Here is a 19,287-nt window from a genome sequence, read left to right as displayed (position 1 = left end):
ATTCCCGATGCATCCGTAGCTCAGCTGGATAGAGTACTCGGCTACGAACCGAGCGGTCGGAGGTTCGAATCCTCCCGGATGCACCATCTTCTCCGAGATAATCGCCAGCACTTTCCCCCTCATGAATCATTTCCACATACTCCCTGAACATCCCTCAATTCGCTGTCAGCGACAAAATCAATCAATTACGATAAAATAACGTCTGGTCATTCGGCTTGTGAGAAGACGATGTACGAACGTTATGCGGGTTTGATTTTTGATATGGATGGCACCATCCTGGATACCGAACCTACGCACCGTAAGGCGTGGCATGAGGTATTGGGCCATTATGGGCTACGGTTTGATGAACAAGCCATGGTTGCCCTCAACGGCTCTCCAACGTGGCGTATTGCCCAGGCGGTGATTGAATTGAATCATGCCGATCTTGACCCCCATGTTTTGGCACGAGAAAAAACGGACAAGGTAAAAAGCATGCTGCTGGATAGCGTCCAGCCTTTACCGTTGGTTGAAGTGGTGAAAGCCTGGTATGGCCGCCGTCCTATGTCGGTAGGGACGGGGAGTGAAAGCGCAATTGCAGAGGCTCTGCTCGCTCACCTTGGTCTGCGTCGCTATTTTGATGCTGTGGTAGCCGCCGATCACGTACAACGCCATAAGCCTGCTCCTGATACGTTCTTGCTTTGTGCTGAGCGAATGGGGGTTGTTCCGGCGCGCTGCGTCGTGTTTGAAGATGCCGATTTTGGACTGCAGGCGGCGAGCGCAGCGGGGATGGACGCCGTGGATGTTCGGTTATTGTGAGTGATGGACTATCGCTCCTGTCACTGTTTGCCAGCAGTTTTCTCAGCGCCACGCTATTACCCGGCAATTCTGAAGTTGTTCTGGTTGCTTTGCTGATTTCTGGGGTAAGTCATCCCTGGGTCTTAGTCTTAACAGCAACAATGGGTAATAGCCTTGGAGGGTTAACTAACGTTATCCTTGGGCGTTTCTTTCCATTGCGTAAAACATCGCGCTGGCAAGAGAAAGCCACTGGCTGGCTGCGGCGCTATGGCGCTGTCACACTATTATTAAGCTGGATGCCGGTTGTGGGTGATTTACTGTGCCTGTTAGCTGGATGGATGCGCATCTCGTGGGGCCCAGTTCTCTTTTTCTTATGCCTTGGCAAGGCGTTGCGCTATGTTGTTGTCGCAGCGGTTACGACGCAAGGCATTATGTGGTGGCACTAATTGTGTTGTGAGATAGCCTTCAGGGTAACCAATACCATTATGCTAATTAAAACGATTTTGACAGGCGGGAGGTCAATTTGATCCCGAACGTATCACAGGCGCTGGCCTGGCTGGAAAACCATCCTCAGGCGTTAAAGGGGATTCAACGTGGGCTGGAGCGTGAAACGCTGCGCGTCAATGCTGATGGGTCATTGGCGACGACAGGCCATCCTGAGGTGTTAGGCTCAGCGCTAACACATAAGTGGATAACCACGGACTTTGCCGAAGCGCTGCTGGAGTTTATTACTCCACCTGGCGACGATATTCATAAAATGCTGACGTTCATGCGCGACCTGCATCGTTATACCGCCAGAAACCTGGGCGACGAGCGTATGTGGCCGTTGAGCATGCCTTGCTATATTGCCGACGGTCAGGATATTGAGCTGGCGCAGTACGGTACGTCGAATACCGGTCGTTTGAAAACGCTTTATCGCGAAGGCCTCAAAAACCGTTATGGCGCGTTGATGCAGACCATCTCCGGCGTACATTACAACTTCTCGCTGCCGATGGCTTTCTGGCAGGCGAAATGCGGCGTAACGGACGGTGAAGATGCTAAAGAGAAGATCTCTGCGGGTTATTTCCGTCTGATCCGTAACTATTACCGTTTTGGCTGGGTCATCCCGTATCTGTTTGGCGCTTCTCCGGCCATTTGTTCCTCCTTCCTGCAAGGAAAACCGACCACCCTGCCGTTTGAAAAAACCGACTGTGGGATGTATTACCTGCCGTACGCGACGTCGCTGCGTTTGAGCGATTTGGGCTATACCAATAAGTCGCAAAGCAATCTCGGAATTACGTTTAACGATTTGCATGAGTATGTGGCAGGATTAAAGCGCGCGATTAAAACCCCTTCCGAGGAGTACGCGGCGATCGGTCTGGAGAAGGACGGTAAGCGTCTGCAAATTAACAGCAACGTTTTGCAGATTGAAAATGAACTGTATGCGCCTATCCGTCCGAAACGCGTCACTCGTCGTGGTGAAACGCCTTCTGACGCGCTTCTGCGTGGCGGTATTGAGTACATCGAAGTACGTTCACTGGATATTAACCCGTTCTCACCAATCGGCGTAGACGAGCAACAGGTGCGCTTCCTCGATCTGTTTATGGTCTGGTGCGCATTGGCCGATGCGCCGGAAATGAGTAGCGATGAGCTGTTATGTACGCGTACTAACTGGAATCGCGTTATTCTGGAAGGGCGTAAGCCTGGCCTGACCTTAGGCATTGGCTGTGAGACAGCGCAGTTCCCACTGCCTGAAGTGGGTAAAGATTTGTTCCGCGACCTGAAACGCGTAGCACAAACGCTGGACAGCATCCACGGGGGAGAGGAGTATCAAAAGGTATGCGACAAGTTGGTCGCCTGCTTTGATAATCCTGAACTGACATTCTCCGCCCGGATCCTACGGTCTATGATTGATGAAGGCATTGGCGGTACGGGCAAAGCGTTGGGTGAGGCATACCGAAACCTTCTGCGCGAAGAGCCGTTGGAAATATTGCAGGAAGAAGAGTTTATTGCTGAAACCGAAGCGTCAAAGCGTCGTCAGCAGGAGATCGAAGCGGCTGATACCGAGCCGTTTAGCGTGTGGCTGGAAAAGCACGCTTGATACAAAAGAAAAAGGCCACTCGGGAGTGGCCAAAATTTCATCTCTGAAAACAGGGATGATGATAACAAATGCGCGTCTTTCATATACTCAGACTCGCCCCGGAACAAAGAGTTCAGATTATTTTTAAAAAATTTATCGGAGGTGGCTAAATGCCGTTGTTAGATAGTTTTACTGTCGATCACACCCGGATGGAAGCTCCCGCGGTCCGGGTTGCAAAAACGATGAACACCCCGCATGGCGACGCAATCACCGTGTTTGATCTGCGTTTCTGCATTCCGAACAAAGAAGTGATGCCTGAGAAAGGTATCCATACGCTGGAACACCTGTTTGCAGGTTTTATGCGTAACCATCTCAACGGTAACGGCGTTGAGATTATCGATATCTCTCCGATGGGATGCCGCACCGGCTTCTACATGAGCCTGATTGGCACGCCGGACGAGCAGCGTGTTGCCGACGCGTGGAAAGCGGCGATGGCTGACGTACTGAAAGTGCAGGATCAAAACCAGATCCCAGAACTGAACATTTACCAGTGCGGCACGTATCAGATGCACTCTCTCAGTGAAGCGCAGGACATTGCCCGTCATATCCTTGAGCACGATGTTCGTGTGAACAGCAATGAAGAGCTGGCACTGCCGAAAGAGAAGCTGCAGGAACTGCATATTTAGTTGTCATGCTGGATGGTGAAGCTCACGCTTCTCATCTGGTCGACAAATAATAGGCGCCAGCCGGTATAAAAAAGCCAGTTCAGATGAACTGGCTTTTTTGATCAATGTGCGCCGCCCGCGCCGCCGCCTGCGCCAAACGGCGGTTTAGCGAACCAGACAAGACCAAGCAGCACCAGGAAGATCCCCGCTGACATCCAGAAGATTTCGTTGGCGGAAATGATCAGCCCTTGATTGGTTATCTGTTGGGCCAGCCAGCCAGAGGCTTGCTCCTTGCTCATCCCTAATCCCTGCAGTTGGTTATACATAGCCTGTGCATTTGGGTTGTAGGGGTTAACGGACTCCGTTAACTGCGCATGGTGTAGCGACTCACGGTTAGTCCACATTGTCGTGGTGATGGAGGTTCCGATAGAACCTGCCAGCGTTCGCGTAAAGTTAGACAAGCTGGACGCCGCCGCCAGGCGTTCAGGCGGTAAACCGGACAGCGTAATGGTCGTCAGCGGCATAAAGAAGCAGGCTACCGCGAATCCCTGAATAAACTGCGGCCAGGCCGATGCGCCAAAATCCATACCCGGTTCGAACGTCCACGCGCGCCAGTAGAAACAGACGGCGTACATAATAAAACTGAACGTGACCAGACGACGCATATCCAGCTTATGCGCGAAGCGACCGATTATCGGCGACAGGATCACCGGGATCACCCCAACCGGGGCGGAGGCCAGACCGGCCCAGGTTGCCGTATATCCGTAAACCTCCTGCAATAGCTGCGGCAGCAGGACGATTGCGCCGAAGTAGAGCATATAGGCCAGACTGATACACAAGCAGCCGATGGTAAAGTTTCGCGACTTAAACAGCGAGAGATCGACAATCGGGTGCTCGTCGGTAAGCTCCCAGACGATCAGGAAGCTGATAGCGACAACGGCGACCACCGTCAGGATGATAATCTCCTGTGAGGCAAACCAGTCCAGCTCTTTGCCGCGGTCGAGCATAATCTGCAAGCTACCGATACCAATGACCAGCAATGCCAAACCAATGGCGTCAATGCGTCGCTGCTCGGTTTTGGTTTCTCGCCCGCGTAGAGTTTGCAGAGTCATCAATACCACCGCCGCGCCGATTGGCACGTTGATGAAGAATATCCAACCCCAGTGATAGTTGTCGCTGATATAGCCCCCAAGAATAGGGCCGCATATTGGGGCGACAATCACCGTCATCGACCACAGCGCGAGGGCAATGGAACGCTTGGCGGGAGGATAATTATTCAGCAGCAGGCTTTGCGAAAGCGGAATTAGTGGACCGGCGACAATCCCTTGTACCACGCGGAAGAAAATCAGCATGTTCAGGCTGGTGGACATCCCGCATGCCCATGACGCAATGACGAAGGCAGTCGTTGACCACATGAATAGCCTTACTTCGCCAAAGCGCTTTGCCAACCAACCGGTGATTGGAATTGAGATAGCGTTCGCCACCCCGAATGAGGTGATCACCCAGGTTCCCTGGCTCAGCGAAGAGCCCAGGTTCCCGGCGATAGTAGGGATCGCCACGTTAGCAATGGTGGAGTCCAGCACCTGCATGAATGTCGCCAGAGACAGCGCGATCGTCATAATGACGAGCTGCGCGCCTTCCAGCGGTTTTTGCTGTTGCATCACACGCACCTTTGAATTAGCCCGCGTTGGCCCGCACGATCTCTTCGATCATTTTATTGACCGGAGCAAGGTTGATTTCACGTGCATTACTTTCTGATACCGGCGTGGTGCGGACCTGGCTTGCCAGAATCTGTCCGTCACGATTGGAGGTATCTACCGTAACCAGCGTGGACAAACCGATCCGCAACGGATGTTGCGCCAGCTGCTGCGCATCCAGTTCGATACGTACCGGCAGACGCTGGACGACTTTGATCCAGTTACCGGTTGCGTTTTGCGCAGGCAGCAGGGAGAAGGCGCTGCCCGTACCCATATCAAGGCCAACAATTTTACCGGTGTATTTCACGTCATCGCCGTAAATATCACTGATAACCGTCGCAGGCTGGCCGATACGCATGTGCGCTAGCTGCGTTTCTTTAAAGTTAGCATCGACCCACAGGTTGGTGGCCGGAACAACTGCCATCAGCGGCGTGGTTGGGCTGATTTGCGCGCCAGGCTGTACGGCACGACGGGAAACATAGCCGGTCATTGGACTGACGATTCTGGTACGTTCCAGCGCCAGCCAGGCGTTGCGCACTTCGGTGGCGGCCTGTTGTACGGCGGGCTGATCTTCCAGCTTGCTGCCGAGAATCATTGCCTGGTTAGCATTATATTGCTGGATAGCGACATCAAGCTGCGCCTGAGCGCTGGCAACGGCATCTCGCGCATGTTGCAGCTCTTCGCGGCCAATCAGGTTGGCGTTGCCCAGCGGGACGCGGCGATTAAAGTCGCTTTGTGCCTGCGCCAGCGCGGTTCTCTGCACTTCAATGCTAGCCTGTAACTGCTTACTGTTGATCATCAGTTGGTGCGTCTGGCGCACGCTGGAAGCCAATGCCGTTTTGGCTTTTTCGAATGCCTGCTTAGCATCCGTCTGATCGAGAGTAACCAGCACATCGCCTTGTTTAACAAAGTCAGTGTTATCAGCCCAGACTTTCGTCACGCTGCCTGATACCTGCGCCATGATCTGAACCTGGTTCCCTGCCACGTACGCATCGTCAGTATCTTCGTAATGACGTAGTACTAAAAACCAATAAATCCCATATGCCACGGCAATGATAATAAAGAGCAAGGTCAGAAGGAGCAGCATACTTTTACGTTTGCCATTCTTCTTAACCGGTTGCTGCGGGGTTTGAGTCTCCGCATTTGCGCTCATGTTGTTCTCCACGATCTTATTTTTTTCACATCGGCTGAGCCGACCTGTTCATCAGAAAGGCCAGCAGTATGCGTGCTGGCCTGTCGGTTTTCATTTATAAATCTGGATTTCTGAGCGAGTCGGCGCGTTAGCGCAGCGCTTCTAATACCGTGCCATCCTGCTCCATCTGGTCAAGACGGGTCAGAAGTTTACGGGTGATTTGCTCAAGCTGATCTTTTTCGGTGGTGCTAAGAGATGACCAGAGTTGATGCAGGCAGTTGTGCTGAGGTGGTAACACCTCTTGCAAAAAAGCATGGCCTTTTTCGGTCAATTGCAGATGCAGACAGCGGCGATCGTTATCGCTTTCGCGACGTTCAATCCAGCCACGTTTTTCTAACTCATCCGCAATGCGGGTAGCGTTAGTCCGTGACGAGCCGAGCGCGCAACTCAGTTCAGAAGGCTGAATACTGTGGTTTTCCTGAGACTCCAGCGTAATCAACGCCATAAACAATGTCTCGTTAATCCCTTGAGCTTTCAGCATTTTATTGCGATTTTCCAGCAGCTTGCCCTGCATGTGCATGCAAAGACGAGTCAGAAGCACTTCCTGATAAGGGAACTCTTCGTAGCGGCTGGCGCGAAATTTTAGCATTTGTTCAATGGGCGTAAACGAACTATCCATTTGGGTATAACCTCATTAATTTCAGCCGATATAGTAACGACAGTGACAAATAAAGTAAATGTATTATTTATTTAAAATGATTGTTTTTGTCTATAAGCCAACCAGCATTTTCCAGGCTAATCCGTAGCCCAGAGCACTCAGTAAGGTCGGAATGATGATGCTGCGGGTCTTATAGAAGCTTGCGCCCAGTATGACAAACCCCACCAGCGTAGGCACGAACCGACGAGCATCGTGCATCACTTCTGGCGCGGTAGACACCACCAACAGGGCGCAAATTGATGCAATGCCAATGGTGTCAAGTAATATGCCCGTCGCACCGCGTCTTGTCGGGCGAACATTCCCTACCCCAAGACGAAGCGGTAAATAGCGAAAGCAATAATTCACGCAGCCGACCAGCAGGCCGAGCAGTAAAACTTCATAGCTCATCAGGTCCTCCCTGCCAAAATGACTGGAGCAGCGCGGTCAGGCATCCACAGATGATGCCCAAAAGGATGGCAGCAGGGATAGAAAAGAGTATTACCCCGGCCAGCGCGCCTGCCAGTGCGGCAGTCACGCAGAGCGCCTGTTGACGCTGGAAAGAGGCGAGCAGGAAACTCATAAATAGCGCCGGAAGCATGAAGCCCAGTGCCGCTTCAACCGCGGGATAATCTTTGAGTAAACCACTACCGGAAAACGCGCCGATCACTGTGCCGAATACCCAGGAAGCCCAGGAACATAGCGCAATGCCAATCATCCAGTTTTCACTCCAGCGCCGATTATCCCGGACCAGTTTAGCCGTTGCGGCGGCAAAGACTTCATCGGTGAGGCCAAAGGCCCACAGCGCGCTTTTGGGTTTGTTCAGGCGCTGTGTGATGCGACTGCGCAGGGAGGGACCGTATAAAACATGGCGGATATCCATAGCCATAACGGTCAGTGCGGCGACCCACAGAGAACTGCCTGCGGCAAGCATGGTGGTAATGACAAACTGGCTGGCTCCCGCATAGATAATGCAGGAGAAAAAGACGCTTTCGACCGGCGTAAAGCCAAGGCGAGTAGCATTTAGACCAAATGCAAAAGCGACCGGAATATAGCTGATAACTATCGGCAGACTGTCTTTGAATCCTTCCGTTAACGTCGCCGAACGGGATCCGGACTGGGGTATAGGGCTTTCCATAGGGTTATAGGTTTCATTACCGAAATTAATATAACTTGGTTCAATGAGTTATAACCTTAGCAGACTGATGGGCTCCTTAACACCCTGAGGAGCCCAATCAGCGGTAAACAAGCGCTATACGCTTAATTTACGGCTTCCTGACGGTGAAAACCTCGCCACCAGACCAACAGGTTGAGTACGGCAACGGTCGTACCCGCCAGACAAACGCCCGCCCAACCGGCATGTTGCCAGGCGGAGGCCGAAATCAACGAACCAGCGGCCCCGCCAATAAAATAGCTGGTCATGTAGCCGGCGGTCAGACGGTTACGTGCATCCGGATGAATGCGATAGATAACCGTCTGGTTAGTGATATGCACCCCCTGAACGGTGAGATCCAGAACCAGAATACCGATAATCAGCATTGGCACCGAAGTATGCCCGAGCCAGATAGCCAGCCACGAGAGCAACAGTAACAACAGGCCAACGGTAGTGGTGAGATGTGATTTCCCTTTATCGGCAAAACCACCCGCCGGGCGTGCGCCTAACGCCCCCGCGGCTCCCGCCAGACCGAACAGACCGATCATCCCTTCAGAATAGTTAAACGGCGGCGCGGCGAGCAAAAATGCCATTGAGGTCCACAGAATGCTGAAGTTGGCAAAAGTCAGGCAACCCAGCATTGCGCGGGTACGCAGCAATTTATCATGGGTAAACAGGCTGAATACGGAACCTAACAGCTGCGGATAGTTAAGATGGGTATCTGATTTCATCTTCGGCAGACCGCGCCACAGCGCAATCGCCATCAATGCCATCAGTATCGATGCCACCCAAAATACGGTGCGCCAACCGCCAAGGTTCGCCAGTAACCCGGCTACGGTACGCGCCAGCAGAATACCCAGCAACAGGCCGCTCATAATCGTCCCGACGACTTTCCCGCGCTTGTCCGGGGTGGCAAGCGTTGCCGCCAGTGGAACCAGGATCTGCGCCACTACCGAGAACAGTCCGGTCAGGGCGGTGCCGAGGATCAGCATGCCAAACGACTGGCTGCTGGCGGTAATCAGCATGCCGCCAGCAGCCAGCAGCGTCATGGAGACAATCAACATCCGTCGCTCAAACATATCGCCAAGCGGTACCAGGAATAGCAAACCTGCGGCATAGCCGAGCTGGGCCGCGGTGACGATAAATCCTGCTGTACTGGCTGACAGTGAGAAGTTGCGGGCGATGGTGTCGAGCAGCGGTTGCGCGTAATAGTTACTGGCGACGGCAAGGCCGGTGGCGATAGACATTAACAGGATCAGCGAAGGGCTAAGTCCCTGAGTGGTTTTCGTCATGGTTTTCAACTGAATAATGGGTTGCAGAAAACAATCATAACGGAAGTGATTAACTGTTGCTGATTTGTTGGGTGATGGATTGTGCGGTTTAGGTGGGATAGAGGGAAACAGGCCGGATAAGCGTTAGCGTATCCGGCAATGGTGCGGTTACTGTGCCTGATGGCGCTACGCTTATCAGACCTGCGAGCGGGTTATTTCTGCGCAGCCAGCGCTTCGTTCACCCAGCCGTCAAACTGCTGCTGGTGGGCTTTGATCCAGCCGTCTACGTGACCCTGAACATCGGCTTCAGACGCTTTACCGTCATGCATCATCGCGTTCTGTGCGTTGATATCCGCCAACGGTAATTTCATGATAGCGAACAGTTTCGCTGCCGCCGGGTTTTTCTCCGCCCAGGCTTTGTTGGCGACGATGTGCATGGTGTTCACCGGGAAGCCGTAGTTAGCGCCGTTTGGCAATTTGGTATCGATATCTTTCTGCTCACCCGGCAGTGAAGAGAACGGTACCTGCAACCAGACCACATCTTTGCCCGGCTTCATCACGTCGCTGACCCAGTACGGCGTCCAGGTGTAGTAAAGAATGGGTTTGCCTTCTTTAAAGCGGGTGATGGTGTCTGCCATCATCGCCGCATAGTTACCGTGGCTGACCTCGACCGTTTTTTCCAGATCGAAGGCTTTGTTCTGGTGGTTGATTACCGCTTCACAGCCCCAGCCTGGTGAACAGCCCATCATATCGGCTTTTCCGTCGCCGTTGGTGTCAAAAATTTTGGCGATCTTAGGATCTTTTAACTGGGCGATGTTGGTGATTTTGTACTGCTCAGCGGTTTTTTTGTCGATCAGATAACCCTGTGCGGCACCCGTAACGAATACCCCCTCGCGATAAAACTTTTTGTCTCCGCCTGCCGCGGCGTACATATCATCATGCAGCGGCTGCCAGTTCACGGCGGTAAAAGTTGCATCGCCAGAGGCAATGGAGGTATAGCCGACGTTATAGTCAACTTCGCTGGTTTTGTTAACGGTGTAACCCAGTTTCTCCAGCGCGCGGGCAACCAGCTGCGTCTGGAAGGATTCTTCAGAGATAGTGCTCTGGATTGGCTGGACGGTAATGCCTTTGCCCGGCAGGTCGGCAGCGAAAGTGCTGGTGGAGACAAGGGTGGCAAACGCTGTGGCAATAATAACTTTCTGTCGCATCGTTGTTCCTTAATTATTGGAGGGACGTGTAGGCCCGGTAAGCACAGCGCCACCGGGCAACGGGTGTATTACTTCGTGAAAGGGCGAGTGATAAGCCCAACGGGACCGGTGGTGTACCAGCGACGGTTACCCCGGCTACGCGAATCGCGACCAACGGCCTGCGTCAGGCGATCCAGGATGATGGCGAGGATCACAATCCCAACGCCACCAACCGTGGCTAATCCCATATCCAGACGACCAATTCCGCGCAGAACCATCTGACCCAATCCGCCAACGGCAATCATCGAGGCGATGACCACCATCGAGAGCGCCAGCATCAGCGTTTGGTTAACCCCGGCCATAATCGTGGGCATCGCCAGCGGGAGCTGCACTTTAAACAGCATCTGACGCGGGCTGGCGCCAAACGAGCGCGAGGCTTCAATCAGGTCGGCCGGCACCTGGTTAATCCCCAGAATGGTCAGACGGACGATTGGCGGCAGGGCGAAGATAATCGTCACCACTACGCCCGGGACGTTACCAATACCGAACAGCATGACAATCGGCACCAAATACACGAAAGCGGGGGTGGTTTGCATCGCATCCAGCAGCGGACGAACAATCTTTGCCGCCCGAGGGCTGCGCGCCAACCAGATGCCCATCGGCAGACCGATCACCACACAGAACAGTAACGCGGTCAGCACCAGCGCCAGCGTGATCATCGCTTGCGACCACGCGCCAATGGCGCCGATAGCAATCAACGAAATCAGCGTCGCGACACCCATTCCAACGCCGGAAATCTGCCAGGCGATCAGGGCAAACAGGATAATCGCCACGGGGGCTGGCATACCTAACAGCATTTGCTGGAAGCCGTTGAGAATGTAATCCACCGGTACACGGATGCCCTGGAAGACCGGACGAAAATGGGTAACCACCCAGTCGATCCCCTCGGTGACCCAACTGTCCAATGGGATCAGCGTCTTATGGAACGGATCCATAATATTAAAATGCTCTGGTGCCGGCGCGGGCGCGCTGGTCAGCCAGTCTGCGCTACCGCCGTCAGTAGGCGCGGAGGATGGTGTGCTCCACGCATCGGCGGTCTGTGCGGCGCTATCGGCCGCTGGTGTGGTATCCCACGGATTAGTTTGATCAGCCATTGTTTGCCCCCTCACGATCTAAAGCCTGTAACAGCATGCGTTTTGAAATGACGCCCACATACTGCTGTTCCTCGTCAACTACCGGTACCGCGCACGGTGCCTGGCCGACATGAGAAAGCAACTCGCTGAGAGGAGTTTGTGCATCGACAGCCAGCGGTTCATTGATCAACGCCGCTTCAATACCTTGCGCCTGACTAAGCGCGGTTTTTAGTGAGTCGATAGAGACGACGCCGACGAATTTATTGCCACGTTCGATCACGTAACCATATTCGCGATCTTTGTCCTGCAATAATTGCAGCGCCGAACGAGGGCCTACACCGGGTGTTTTACGAATTAAACCTTCGGGGCTACGGCGGGAAATATCTTTCGCGCTGAACACCTGGCTAATATCAACGCCGCGGAAGAAGGTGCGTACATAATCATTAGCCGGATTATTCAGGATTTCATCCGGTGTACCGACCTGTACTACTTCACCGTTTTGCATAATGGCAATTCTGTCACCAATACGCATAGCTTCGTCGAGATCATGGGAAATAAAGACCACGGTGCGTTGATGCTTCGCCTGGAGTTTTACCAGTTCATCCTGCATCTCGGTGCGAATTAATGGATCGAGGGCTGAGAAGGCCTCATCCATTAATAAGATGTCAGGATTAATGGCTAATGCGCGGGCAAGGCCTACACGCTGGCGCATCCCCCCGGAAAGTTCATCCGGGTAGCTGTGAGCGTAATTCTCCAGACCGACCTGACGTAGCGCATCCAGCGCCTTTTCGCGACGTTCATCCGCGGCGACGCCGGCTAATTCCATGCCGAATGCCGTATTGTCCAGCACCGTCATATGCGGCATCAGGGCAAAGGACTGAAAGACCATCGCAATCTTTTTTCTGCGCACCTCGCGGAGTTCGGCATCGGAGATCCGGGCGATATCTACGCCGTCGATCAGTACCTGTCCGCGGGTGGGTTCAATCAGGCGATTGAGAAGGCGTACCATTGTGGATTTACCCGAGCCGGATAATCCCATGATGACAAATATCTCGCCTTCTTCAATGGCCAGACTGGCGTCTTTAACGCCAAGCGATAGCCCTGTTTTCTCCAGAATTTGCTCTTTTGTAAGTCCTTTTTCAATATATTTGAACGCTCTCTGAGGATGCTCGCCAAATATCTTATAGAGGTTCTTCACTTCTAATTTAATTGCCATGCAATAGAATGATTCCTGTTATTTGTTTATATCGATATGTTACCTGATGGAAATAGTGACCTTTTTCTACCCTAACATACTGAGAATCTGAGACAACCCTGAATTTAGTTGTGGCATGAATATTGCCGAAGGTCAGTCGGCGGGATTTCCCGTGATATAAGGGCTGAGCGTGAATGTGCGTTAACTGATATTTTTTGTAAACGCCAATGAAAAAGCGCCTGAATTGGTGTAATGCAGGCGAATAATGCGGCTGATATTGAGTGTAGATCACACAATTATAATTGCACGATAAAAGTGTGATCCTGTTAAAATATTACCGCGAAAAATGTACGGTATTTCCCGTGAAAATGAGAGTTAAAAATTCCAGTCGTCGTCTTCGGTTTCGATAGCTTTACCCATCACATAAGATGAGCCAGAACCTGAGAAGAAATCGTGGTTTTCGTCTGCGTTGGGCGACAGCGCGGCAAGGATTGCCGGGTTAACCTCCGCCATTTCTGACGGGAATAACGCCTCATAACCCAAATTCATTAATGCCTTATTGGCGTTGTAACAAAGGAAGGCTTTGACGTCATCCACCCAACCGGTTTCTGCATACAATTCTTCTGTATAACGCGCTTCGTTATCATACAACTCCATGAGCAGGTCGAGGGCAAAATTCTTTAACTCCTCGCGTGCGGATTCGGAAATATGCTCCAGGCTTTTTTGAAATTTATAACCAATGTAATACCCATGGACCGCTTCATCACGAATGATCAGACGAATGAGATCGGCGGTATTAGTCAGTTTGCCGCGGCTGGAGAAATACATCGGCAACCAGAAGCCGGAATAGAACAGGAATGATTCCAGAAACACGCTGGCAATCTTCTTGTGCAACGGATTATCGCTGGCGTAATGGGCCAGAATAATCTGCGCCTTACGTTGGAGTGGGATATTTTCCTCACTCCAGGCGTAGGCGGCATCCACATCTTTGGTCTGGCAAAGCGTGGAGAAAATAGAGCTGTATGAGCGGGCGTGAACGGCTTCCATAAAGCTGATATTCGACAGCACCGCTTCTTCGTGTGGTGTTAATGAATCCGCCATTAGCGCTGGCGCACCGGCAACATTCTGAATGGTGTCGAGTAGCGTTAGCCCGGTAAAAACGCGGATAGTTAACTGCTGCTCGGCAGCGCTCAGCGTTTGCCAGGACGGGACGTCGTTGGAAAGCGGGACTTTTTCCGGTAGCCAGAAGTTACTGGTCAGGCGATTCCATACCTCCAGGTCTTTATCATCTTCAATCTTGTTCCAGTTGATGGCGCTCACGCGGGATAATGTCATGATCTCCTCCTTACAGCGCGCATGACACGCAACCTTCGATTTCGGTCCCTTCCAGCGCCAGCTGACGCAGTCGGATGTAGTACAGCGATTTAATGCCCTTACGCCAGGCGTAGATCTGCGCTTTGTTAATATCGCGGGTAGTGGCGGTATCGGGGAAAAAGAGCGTCAGCGACAGTCCCTGATCGACATGGCGCGTCGCTTCAGCATAGGTATCGATAATTTTTTGTGGGCCAATCTCGTAGGCATCCTGATACAAGGCCAGATTCTCATTGGTCATAAAAGGAGCAGGGTAGTACACGCGCCCGGTTTTGCCCTCTTTGCGAATTTCCACTTTTGACACGATCGGGTGAATACTTGACGTCGCATGGTTGATGTAGGAAATAGAGCCGGTTGGCGGAACTGCCTGTAAATTCTGGTTATAAATGCCGTAGCGCATGACATCTTCACGCAACTGCGCCCACATCTCACGCGTCGGCAGCGTAATGCCGCTGGCGGCAAACAGCGCGCGAACTTTGTCGGTTTTTGGCTGCCAGTCACCCTGCAGATACTGGCTAAAATACTCGCCGCTGGCGTAGCGAGACTGCCTGAATCCAGCAAAGGCTTTACCACGTTCGCGGGCGAGCTTCATTGACGTATTCAGCGCATGCCAGGTGATGGTGTAAAAGTAGATATTGGTGAAATCCAGCCCTTCCGGCGAGCCATAGGCGATGCCTTCCCGCGCCAGATAGCCATGCAGGTTCATCTGACCAAGACCAATCGCGTGCGATGCGCTGTTTCCGGCTGCAATTGAGGGCACGCTGCGAATATGACTCATGTCCGAAACGGCGGTTAAGCCGCGAACCGCCGTTTCCACGGTACGACCAAAATCCGGGGAATCCATGGTATGGGCGATATTCAGCGAGCCGAGGTTGCAGGAGATATCGTGTCCGGTCTGCGCGTAGTTGAGATTTTCATCGTAGGTGGAGGCGCTGTTAACCTGCAAAATTTCGGAGCACAGATTGCTCATGTTAATACGACCAGCAATCGGATTCGCGCGATTCACCGTATCTTCAAACATGATGTAAGGGTAGCCGGACTCAAACTGGATCTCAGCCAGCCGCTGGAAGAAATCGCGGGCGTTAATGTATTTTTTGCGCACGCGTCCATCGGCAAGCAGTTCGTCATAGCGTTCACTGACGGCGATATCGCCGAACGCTTTGCCGTAAATGCGTTCCACGTCATAGGGCGAGAACAGCGCCATGTCGGCATTCTCTTTGGCCAGTTTAAAGGTAATGTCCGGGATCACTACGCCAAGCGACAGGGTTTTGATACGGATTTTCTCGTCGGCGTTTTCACGTTTGGTATCCAGAAAACGCAAAATGTCCGGATGATGCGCGTGCAAATACACCGCGCCCGCGCCCTGACGCGCGCCGAGTTGATTGGCATAAGAAAACGCATCTTCCAGCATTTTCATCACCGGGATCACGCCGGATGACTGGTTCTCAATGCGTTTAATCGGCGCACCTGCTTCACGCAGGTTAGAGAGCAAAAACGCTACGCCGCCGCCGCGCTTGGAAAGTTGCAGCGCAGAGTTAACCGCCCGGCCAATGGACTCCATGTTGTCTTCAATGCGTAACAGGAAGCAGGAAACCAGCTCGCCGCGCTGCTGTTTGCCGCAGTTTAAGAAGGTTGGCGTGGCGGGCTGAAAGCGCCCGGAGAGCATTTCATCGCTAAGCTGCATGGCGAGCATTTCATCGCCTTGCGCCAGCGTGAGCGCCACCATCGTGACCCGATCCTCAAAATCTTCGAGATAGCGCTTACCGTCGAACGTTTTCAGCGTATAGCTGGTGTAGAACTTCCATGCGCCGAGGAACGTCTGGAACCGGAATCCGCTGGCGTGGGCGTGAGCAAAGAGCTTTATTACAAATGCGCGATCGTAACGGCTTAATACGCTTTCGTCGTAGTAGCCTTCAGCAACCAGCGTTTCCAGGCGCTCCTGCTGGCTGGCAAACGTCAGCGAGTTGGGGCGGACGTGGGCGGCAAAGAAAGCCTCCACCGCCTCATGGTCTTTGTCGAACTGAATGCGTCCAGCTTTATCGTACAGATTCAGCATGGCGTTCAGGGCGTGATAATCCAGCGTTGGCTGGGTTATGCGTTCTGCGGTTGTCGTTGCCAAAATTCACTCACTCCTTGTCGAACGTTGTCGATATCGCTTTGGGTGCCCATCAGCTCAAAGCGCCAGAGCCACGGCACGCCGCATTTTTGTGAGATGACTTCACCCGCGCGGCCATAGGCTTCACCGAAATTGCGATTGCCGGAAGCAATCACCCCACGGATTAACGCCCGGTTGTGCGGATCGTTTAAAAAGCGGATCACCTGTCTCGGAACCGCGCCTGCCGTTCCGCCGCCGCCGTAGGACGGCACGATTAAGATGTAAGGTTCGTCGACCCGGATCCGCTCGCGTTCATTAAGCGGAATGCGGATGGCAGGCAGCCCCAGACGCTGGATAAAGCGGTGCGTATTTTCGGAGCTGCTGGAGAAGTAGACGAGCTGACTCATGCGCTGGCCATATCGGGTTGTGGGCGCAGACGGTTGATCATGTCCGGGCGAAACCCGGACCAACTGGTTTCCCCGGCGACAACGACCGGTAACTGACGAAAGCCTTGATCGCGCAGGCTGTCAGCCAGAGCGGGCTGCAAATCAATATTTACCATCTCAAAGTCAAACCCGCGGCTTTCCATTGCCCGCTTAGTGGCGTGGCACTGAACACAGTTATTACGAGTGTAAATAATAATACGCATGATTCGTATTTCCATTTATAGATAAAAGATCGACGCGATTGATAGCGTCGGATTGTAGGTGTCTTGATAGGAGTGATACTAGATGTAGTTTTAAAAATATTCAACCATACAAGATATGGTAATTTTAGATTAATGAAGGGCAGAATGATGAGCGTGACGGGGGCAGGGATGTGTAGCATGACGGGGGGGCGGAGGGCGACGCGTCGCGTCTTATCCGGCCTACAGGAGAACACATCCCAGGCCGGAGAAGGCATTTATCCCGCTATCCGGCAGGGCAGAATTACATACGCATACCAACCGCCAGGCGGTTGAAGCAGTTCATCAGGCTGATGGCAAACGTCAGATCGCTGATTTCTTTCGCGCTAAAATGGTCGAGCAGCGGCAGATAAACATCATCTTCCGCGTGGGTGCTGGCGATATGAGTGACCGATTCGGCCCATGCCAGCGCCGCACGTTCCTGTTTACTGAAGTGGTGGCTCACTCGCCAACCTGCCAGCGCGTCGAGTTTGGCCTGCGCAACGCCTGCTTTGCGCAACGCCTTACTGTGCATTTCCAGGCAAAATGCGCAGCCGTTGATTTGCGAGACCCGCAGGTAAACCAGTTCCGTCAGCGTAGGTTCCAGTGCGCAATTTTCCAGCGCTTTGCTGGCCTGAACCAGAGCGTTATAGATTTCAGGACTGAGTTCATAATAGGGCTGGCGTAACATTGTCATGGTATTTCTCCTCGTTTGGATAACCCGCAATGTAGCACTATAATGGACTGCTAAAGAGAGCCATATTTTTGCAAAAAAAGCAGACCATAAATGCCGCGCTATCAACAAATCGCCCGCCAGTTAAAAAATGCCATTGAGACAGGTGAACTCAAACCAGGCGCAAGATTGCCCTCCAGCCGGACGTGGTCCCAGGAACTCGGCGTTTCGCGTTCGACGGTGGAACATGCCTATGCCGAGCTGGTGGCGCAGGGCTGGCTGGCTCGACGTGGGCAGGCGGGAACTTTTGTCAGTGAGCAGTTGCGACCAGAGACCGCGCCTGCGGCTCCCGCTATCTTCGCAGGAGAAAATCCCAGACCCCAACCTTTTCAGATGGGGCTACCCGCACTCGATCTCTTCCCGCGTGAAGTATGGGCGCGGGTGATGGGCCGACGTTTACGCACCCAAACGCGTTTTGATCTGGCGGTGGGGGAGGTTTGCGGCGAAAGGGTGCTGCGTCAGGCGATTGTTGATTACCTGCGCGTTTCACGCAGCATTGAGTGCCAGCCGGAGCAGGTTTTTATCACCTCTGGCTATGCGGCATCGATGACGTTAATTCTGCGCGCGCTGTCTCAACCCGGTGAAGGGATGTGGGTCGAAGATCCCGGGTTTCCGTTGATCCGACCGGTGGTGGCTCAGGAGCGAATTGCGCTGATGCCGGTTCCTGTTGATGCCAATGGTCTGGATGTCTGCGCTGGGATCCGCGATTACCCGCAGGCGCGCTTTGTTTTGCTTACACCCGCGCATCAAAGCCCGCTGGGGGTGGCCCTTTCATTGGAGCGTCGCCATCAGTTGCTGGAGTGGGCGGCCCGCACCCAGGCATGGATTATTGAAGATGACTATGACAGTGAATTTCGCTACCACGGTAAACCGTTGCCGCCGTTGAAAAGCCTGGATGCGCCGCTGCGGGTGATTTATGCCGGAACGTTCAGTAAATCAATGTTTCCTGCGCTACGCACGGCATGGCTGGTGGTGCCCATGACTCAGGTCGAGCATTTTCGCCAGCAGGTGGCGCTAGCGGCCTGTAGCGTTCCGGTTTTATGGCAACAAACGCTGGCGGATTTTATGCGCGAGGGGCACTTCTGGCGGCACTTAAAACGCATGCGTCAACATTATGCCCAGCGACGCCAGTGGATGGTAAATGCCCTGACCGAACACGGTTTTAACGTGCTCCCGCAAGAGGGGGGGATCCAACTGGTGATGAGTGTAGACGCAGACGATGTTGCGTTAGTACGTAAAGCGAATCGGGCAGGTCTGGCCGTACAGGCCTTGAGCCAGTGGCGTATAACGCCGAACGGACAAGGGGGAATATTATTGTCATTTACCAATATTAGCTCAGCGGAAATGGCGCAGCAGGCGGCCTATCAATTGCGGCAGGCGCTGACATAAATCTGCACGGTTCTTAAGATATTCGTCCCACCGTCTTCACTCGTTTATGGACTTTTCTGAAAGCGTTGCTAATGC

The 19,287-nt window shown here is 53.1% G+C and carries 19 protein-coding genes and 1 tRNA gene; 6 read left to right on the top strand and 14 right to left on the bottom strand.

The features are described 5' to 3' along the window. The first annotated feature begins 9 nt into the window (after positions 1 to 9). From OOJ59_RS18595 to luxS, 5 genes are all read left to right on the top strand, one after another. Positions 10 to 86 (top strand) — tRNA-Arg (locus OOJ59_RS18595). 142 nt (positions 87 to 228) lie between these two features. Then, entirely contained in the window at positions 229 to 795 is a 567-nt protein-coding gene (gene yqaB / locus OOJ59_RS18590) for a fructose-1-phosphate/6-phosphogluconate phosphatase (RefSeq protein WP_087856222.1), read from the top strand. After that, complete coding sequence (locus tag OOJ59_RS18585; protein WP_038633018.1) at positions 792 to 1,220, top strand: YqaA family protein; 429 nt, start codon at positions 792 to 794, stop codon at positions 1,218 to 1,220. The genes yqaB and OOJ59_RS18585 overlap by 4 nt, the downstream gene beginning before the upstream one ends. Positions 1,221 to 1,297: 77 nt before the next feature. After that, positions 1,298 to 2,854 (top strand): glutamate--cysteine ligase, encoded by a 1,557-nt coding sequence (gene gshA, locus OOJ59_RS18580; protein ID WP_110497054.1) that lies wholly within the window; start codon positions 1,298 to 1,300, stop codon positions 2,852 to 2,854. Positions 2,855 to 3,003: 149 nt separating this feature from the next. Next, complete coding sequence (gene luxS, locus OOJ59_RS18575) at positions 3,004 to 3,519, top strand: S-ribosylhomocysteine lyase (RefSeq protein ID WP_006687194.1); 516 nt, start codon at positions 3,004 to 3,006, stop codon at positions 3,517 to 3,519. A gap of 101 nt (positions 3,520 to 3,620) precedes the next feature. Here the strand turns inward: luxS and emrB are convergent, their stop codons facing one another. The 14 genes from emrB to OOJ59_RS18505 form a co-directional block, all read right to left on the bottom strand. Continuing rightward, positions 3,621 to 5,159, bottom strand: a complete 1,539-nt coding sequence (emrB, locus tag OOJ59_RS18570; protein ID WP_069324580.1) for a multidrug efflux MFS transporter permease subunit EmrB — start codon at positions 5,157 to 5,159, stop codon at positions 3,621 to 3,623. A 16-nt stretch (positions 5,160 to 5,175) separates the two neighbouring features. Further along, complete coding sequence (gene emrA, locus OOJ59_RS18565) at positions 5,176 to 6,348, bottom strand: multidrug efflux MFS transporter periplasmic adaptor subunit EmrA (protein WP_085048879.1); 1,173 nt, start codon at positions 6,346 to 6,348, stop codon at positions 5,176 to 5,178. Between the two features lie 127 nt (positions 6,349 to 6,475). Then, entirely contained in the window at positions 6,476 to 7,006 is a 531-nt protein-coding gene (gene emrR / locus OOJ59_RS18560; RefSeq protein WP_042313109.1) for a multidrug efflux transporter EmrAB transcriptional repressor EmrR, read from the bottom strand. Positions 7,007 to 7,096: 90 nt separating this feature from the next. Further along, on the bottom strand, positions 7,097 to 7,432 hold the full coding sequence (ygaH, locus tag OOJ59_RS18555; RefSeq protein ID WP_042313111.1) for an L-valine transporter subunit YgaH: 336 nt from the start codon (positions 7,430 to 7,432) through the stop codon (positions 7,097 to 7,099). Beyond that, the gene (locus OOJ59_RS18550) at positions 7,422 to 8,159 is read right to left on the bottom strand and encodes an AzlC family ABC transporter permease (RefSeq protein WP_069324583.1); all 738 of its coding nucleotides are present in this window, start codon (positions 8,157 to 8,159) and stop codon (positions 7,422 to 7,424) included. The genes ygaH and OOJ59_RS18550 overlap by 11 nt, the downstream gene beginning before the upstream one ends. A 122-nt stretch (positions 8,160 to 8,281) precedes the next feature. Further along, positions 8,282 to 9,466, bottom strand: coding sequence for an MFS transporter (locus OOJ59_RS18545; protein ID WP_160956236.1), 1,185 nt, complete (start codon positions 9,464 to 9,466; stop codon positions 8,282 to 8,284). A 191-nt stretch (positions 9,467 to 9,657) separates the two neighbouring features. Further along, positions 9,658 to 10,653 carry a glycine betaine/L-proline ABC transporter substrate-binding protein ProX gene (proX, locus tag OOJ59_RS18540; RefSeq protein ID WP_003825976.1) on the bottom strand — a complete coding sequence of 332 codons (996 nt, stop codon included), beginning with the start codon at positions 10,651 to 10,653 and terminating at the stop codon, positions 9,658 to 9,660. 68 nt (positions 10,654 to 10,721) lie between these two features. Beyond that, complete coding sequence (gene proW, locus OOJ59_RS18535; RefSeq protein WP_038632993.1) at positions 10,722 to 11,786, bottom strand: glycine betaine/L-proline ABC transporter permease ProW; 1,065 nt, start codon at positions 11,784 to 11,786, stop codon at positions 10,722 to 10,724. Beyond that, positions 11,779 to 12,981 (bottom strand): glycine betaine/L-proline ABC transporter ATP-binding protein ProV, encoded by a 1,203-nt coding sequence (gene proV, locus OOJ59_RS18530; protein ID WP_038632990.1) that lies wholly within the window; start codon positions 12,979 to 12,981, stop codon positions 11,779 to 11,781. Before proV ends, proW begins: the two co-directional genes overlap by 8 nt. Before the next feature lie 354 nt (positions 12,982 to 13,335). Continuing rightward, positions 13,336 to 14,295 (bottom strand): class 1b ribonucleoside-diphosphate reductase subunit beta, encoded by a 960-nt coding sequence (gene nrdF / locus OOJ59_RS18525; RefSeq protein ID WP_085048881.1) that lies wholly within the window; start codon positions 14,293 to 14,295, stop codon positions 13,336 to 13,338. 10 nt (positions 14,296 to 14,305) lie between these two features. Continuing rightward, a complete protein-coding gene (nrdE, locus tag OOJ59_RS18520; protein ID WP_087856216.1) occupies positions 14,306 to 16,450 on the bottom strand; it encodes a class 1b ribonucleoside-diphosphate reductase subunit alpha in 2,145 nt (714 codons plus the stop codon). Further along, on the bottom strand, positions 16,423 to 16,833 hold the full coding sequence (gene nrdI / locus OOJ59_RS18515) for a class Ib ribonucleoside-diphosphate reductase assembly flavoprotein NrdI (protein WP_038632982.1): 411 nt from the start codon (positions 16,831 to 16,833) through the stop codon (positions 16,423 to 16,425). The genes nrdE and nrdI overlap by 28 nt, the downstream gene beginning before the upstream one ends. After that, complete coding sequence (gene nrdH, locus OOJ59_RS18510; RefSeq protein ID WP_038632979.1) at positions 16,830 to 17,075, bottom strand: glutaredoxin-like protein NrdH; 246 nt, start codon at positions 17,073 to 17,075, stop codon at positions 16,830 to 16,832. Before nrdH ends, nrdI begins: the two co-directional genes overlap by 4 nt. 280 nt (positions 17,076 to 17,355) lie before the next feature. Next, positions 17,356 to 17,787 carry a carboxymuconolactone decarboxylase family protein gene (locus OOJ59_RS18505; protein WP_160956069.1) on the bottom strand — a complete coding sequence of 144 codons (432 nt, stop codon included), beginning with the start codon at positions 17,785 to 17,787 and terminating at the stop codon, positions 17,356 to 17,358. 90 nt (positions 17,788 to 17,877) lie between these two features. On the opposite strand from OOJ59_RS18505, the gene pdxR reads away from it, so the two are divergent. Then, positions 17,878 to 19,212, top strand: a complete 1,335-nt coding sequence (gene pdxR / locus OOJ59_RS18500; protein WP_137351661.1) for a MocR-like pyridoxine biosynthesis transcription factor PdxR — start codon at positions 17,878 to 17,880, stop codon at positions 19,210 to 19,212. Positions 19,213 to 19,287 lie beyond the last annotated feature (75 nt).

This window comes from Citrobacter sp. W9 (assembly GCF_026719375.1).
GTDB lineage: Bacteria > Pseudomonadota > Gammaproteobacteria > Enterobacterales > Enterobacteriaceae > Citrobacter > Citrobacter werkmanii.
This window is presented reverse-complemented; position numbering and strand designations above follow the sequence as displayed.

Coding starts and splice junctions, on each gene's coding strand:
- yqaB (WP_087856222.1), top strand. CDS start 229: ATGTACGAACGTTATGCGGGTTTGATTTTTGATATGGATGGCACCATC.
- luxS (WP_006687194.1), top strand. CDS start 3,004: ATGCCGTTGTTAGATAGTTTTACTGTCGATCACACCCGGATGGAAGCT.
- emrB (WP_069324580.1), bottom strand. CDS start 5,159: ATGCAACAGCAAAAACCGCTGGAAGGCGCGCAGCTCGTCATTATGACG.
- emrA (WP_085048879.1), bottom strand. CDS start 6,348: ATGAGCGCAAATGCGGAGACTCAAACCCCGCAGCAACCGGTTAAGAAG.
- emrR (WP_042313109.1), bottom strand. CDS start 7,006: ATGGATAGTTCGTTTACGCCCATTGAACAAATGCTAAAATTTCGCGCC.
- ygaH (WP_042313111.1), bottom strand. CDS start 7,432: ATGAGCTATGAAGTTTTACTGCTCGGCCTGCTGGTCGGCTGCGTGAAT.
- OOJ59_RS18550 (WP_069324583.1), bottom strand. CDS start 8,159: ATGGAAAGCCCTATACCCCAGTCCGGATCCCGTTCGGCGACGTTAACG.
- OOJ59_RS18545 (WP_160956236.1), bottom strand. CDS start 9,466: ATGACGAAAACCACTCAGGGACTTAGCCCTTCGCTGATCCTGTTAATG.
- proX (WP_003825976.1), bottom strand. CDS start 10,653: ATGCGACAGAAAGTTATTATTGCCACAGCGTTTGCCACCCTTGTCTCC.
- proW (WP_038632993.1), bottom strand. CDS start 11,786: ATGGCTGATCAAACTAATCCGTGGGATACCACACCAGCGGCCGATAGC.
- proV (WP_038632990.1), bottom strand. CDS start 12,981: ATGGCAATTAAATTAGAAGTGAAGAACCTCTATAAGATATTTGGCGAG.
- nrdF (WP_085048881.1), bottom strand. CDS start 14,295: ATGACATTATCCCGCGTGAGCGCCATCAACTGGAACAAGATTGAAGAT.
- nrdI (WP_038632982.1), bottom strand. CDS start 16,833: ATGAGTCAGCTCGTCTACTTCTCCAGCAGCTCCGAAAATACGCACCGC.
- nrdH (WP_038632979.1), bottom strand. CDS start 17,075: ATGCGTATTATTATTTACACTCGTAATAACTGTGTTCAGTGCCACGCC.
- OOJ59_RS18505 (WP_160956069.1), bottom strand. CDS start 17,787: ATGACAATGTTACGCCAGCCCTATTATGAACTCAGTCCTGAAATCTAT.
- pdxR (WP_137351661.1), top strand. CDS start 17,878: ATGCCGCGCTATCAACAAATCGCCCGCCAGTTAAAAAATGCCATTGAG.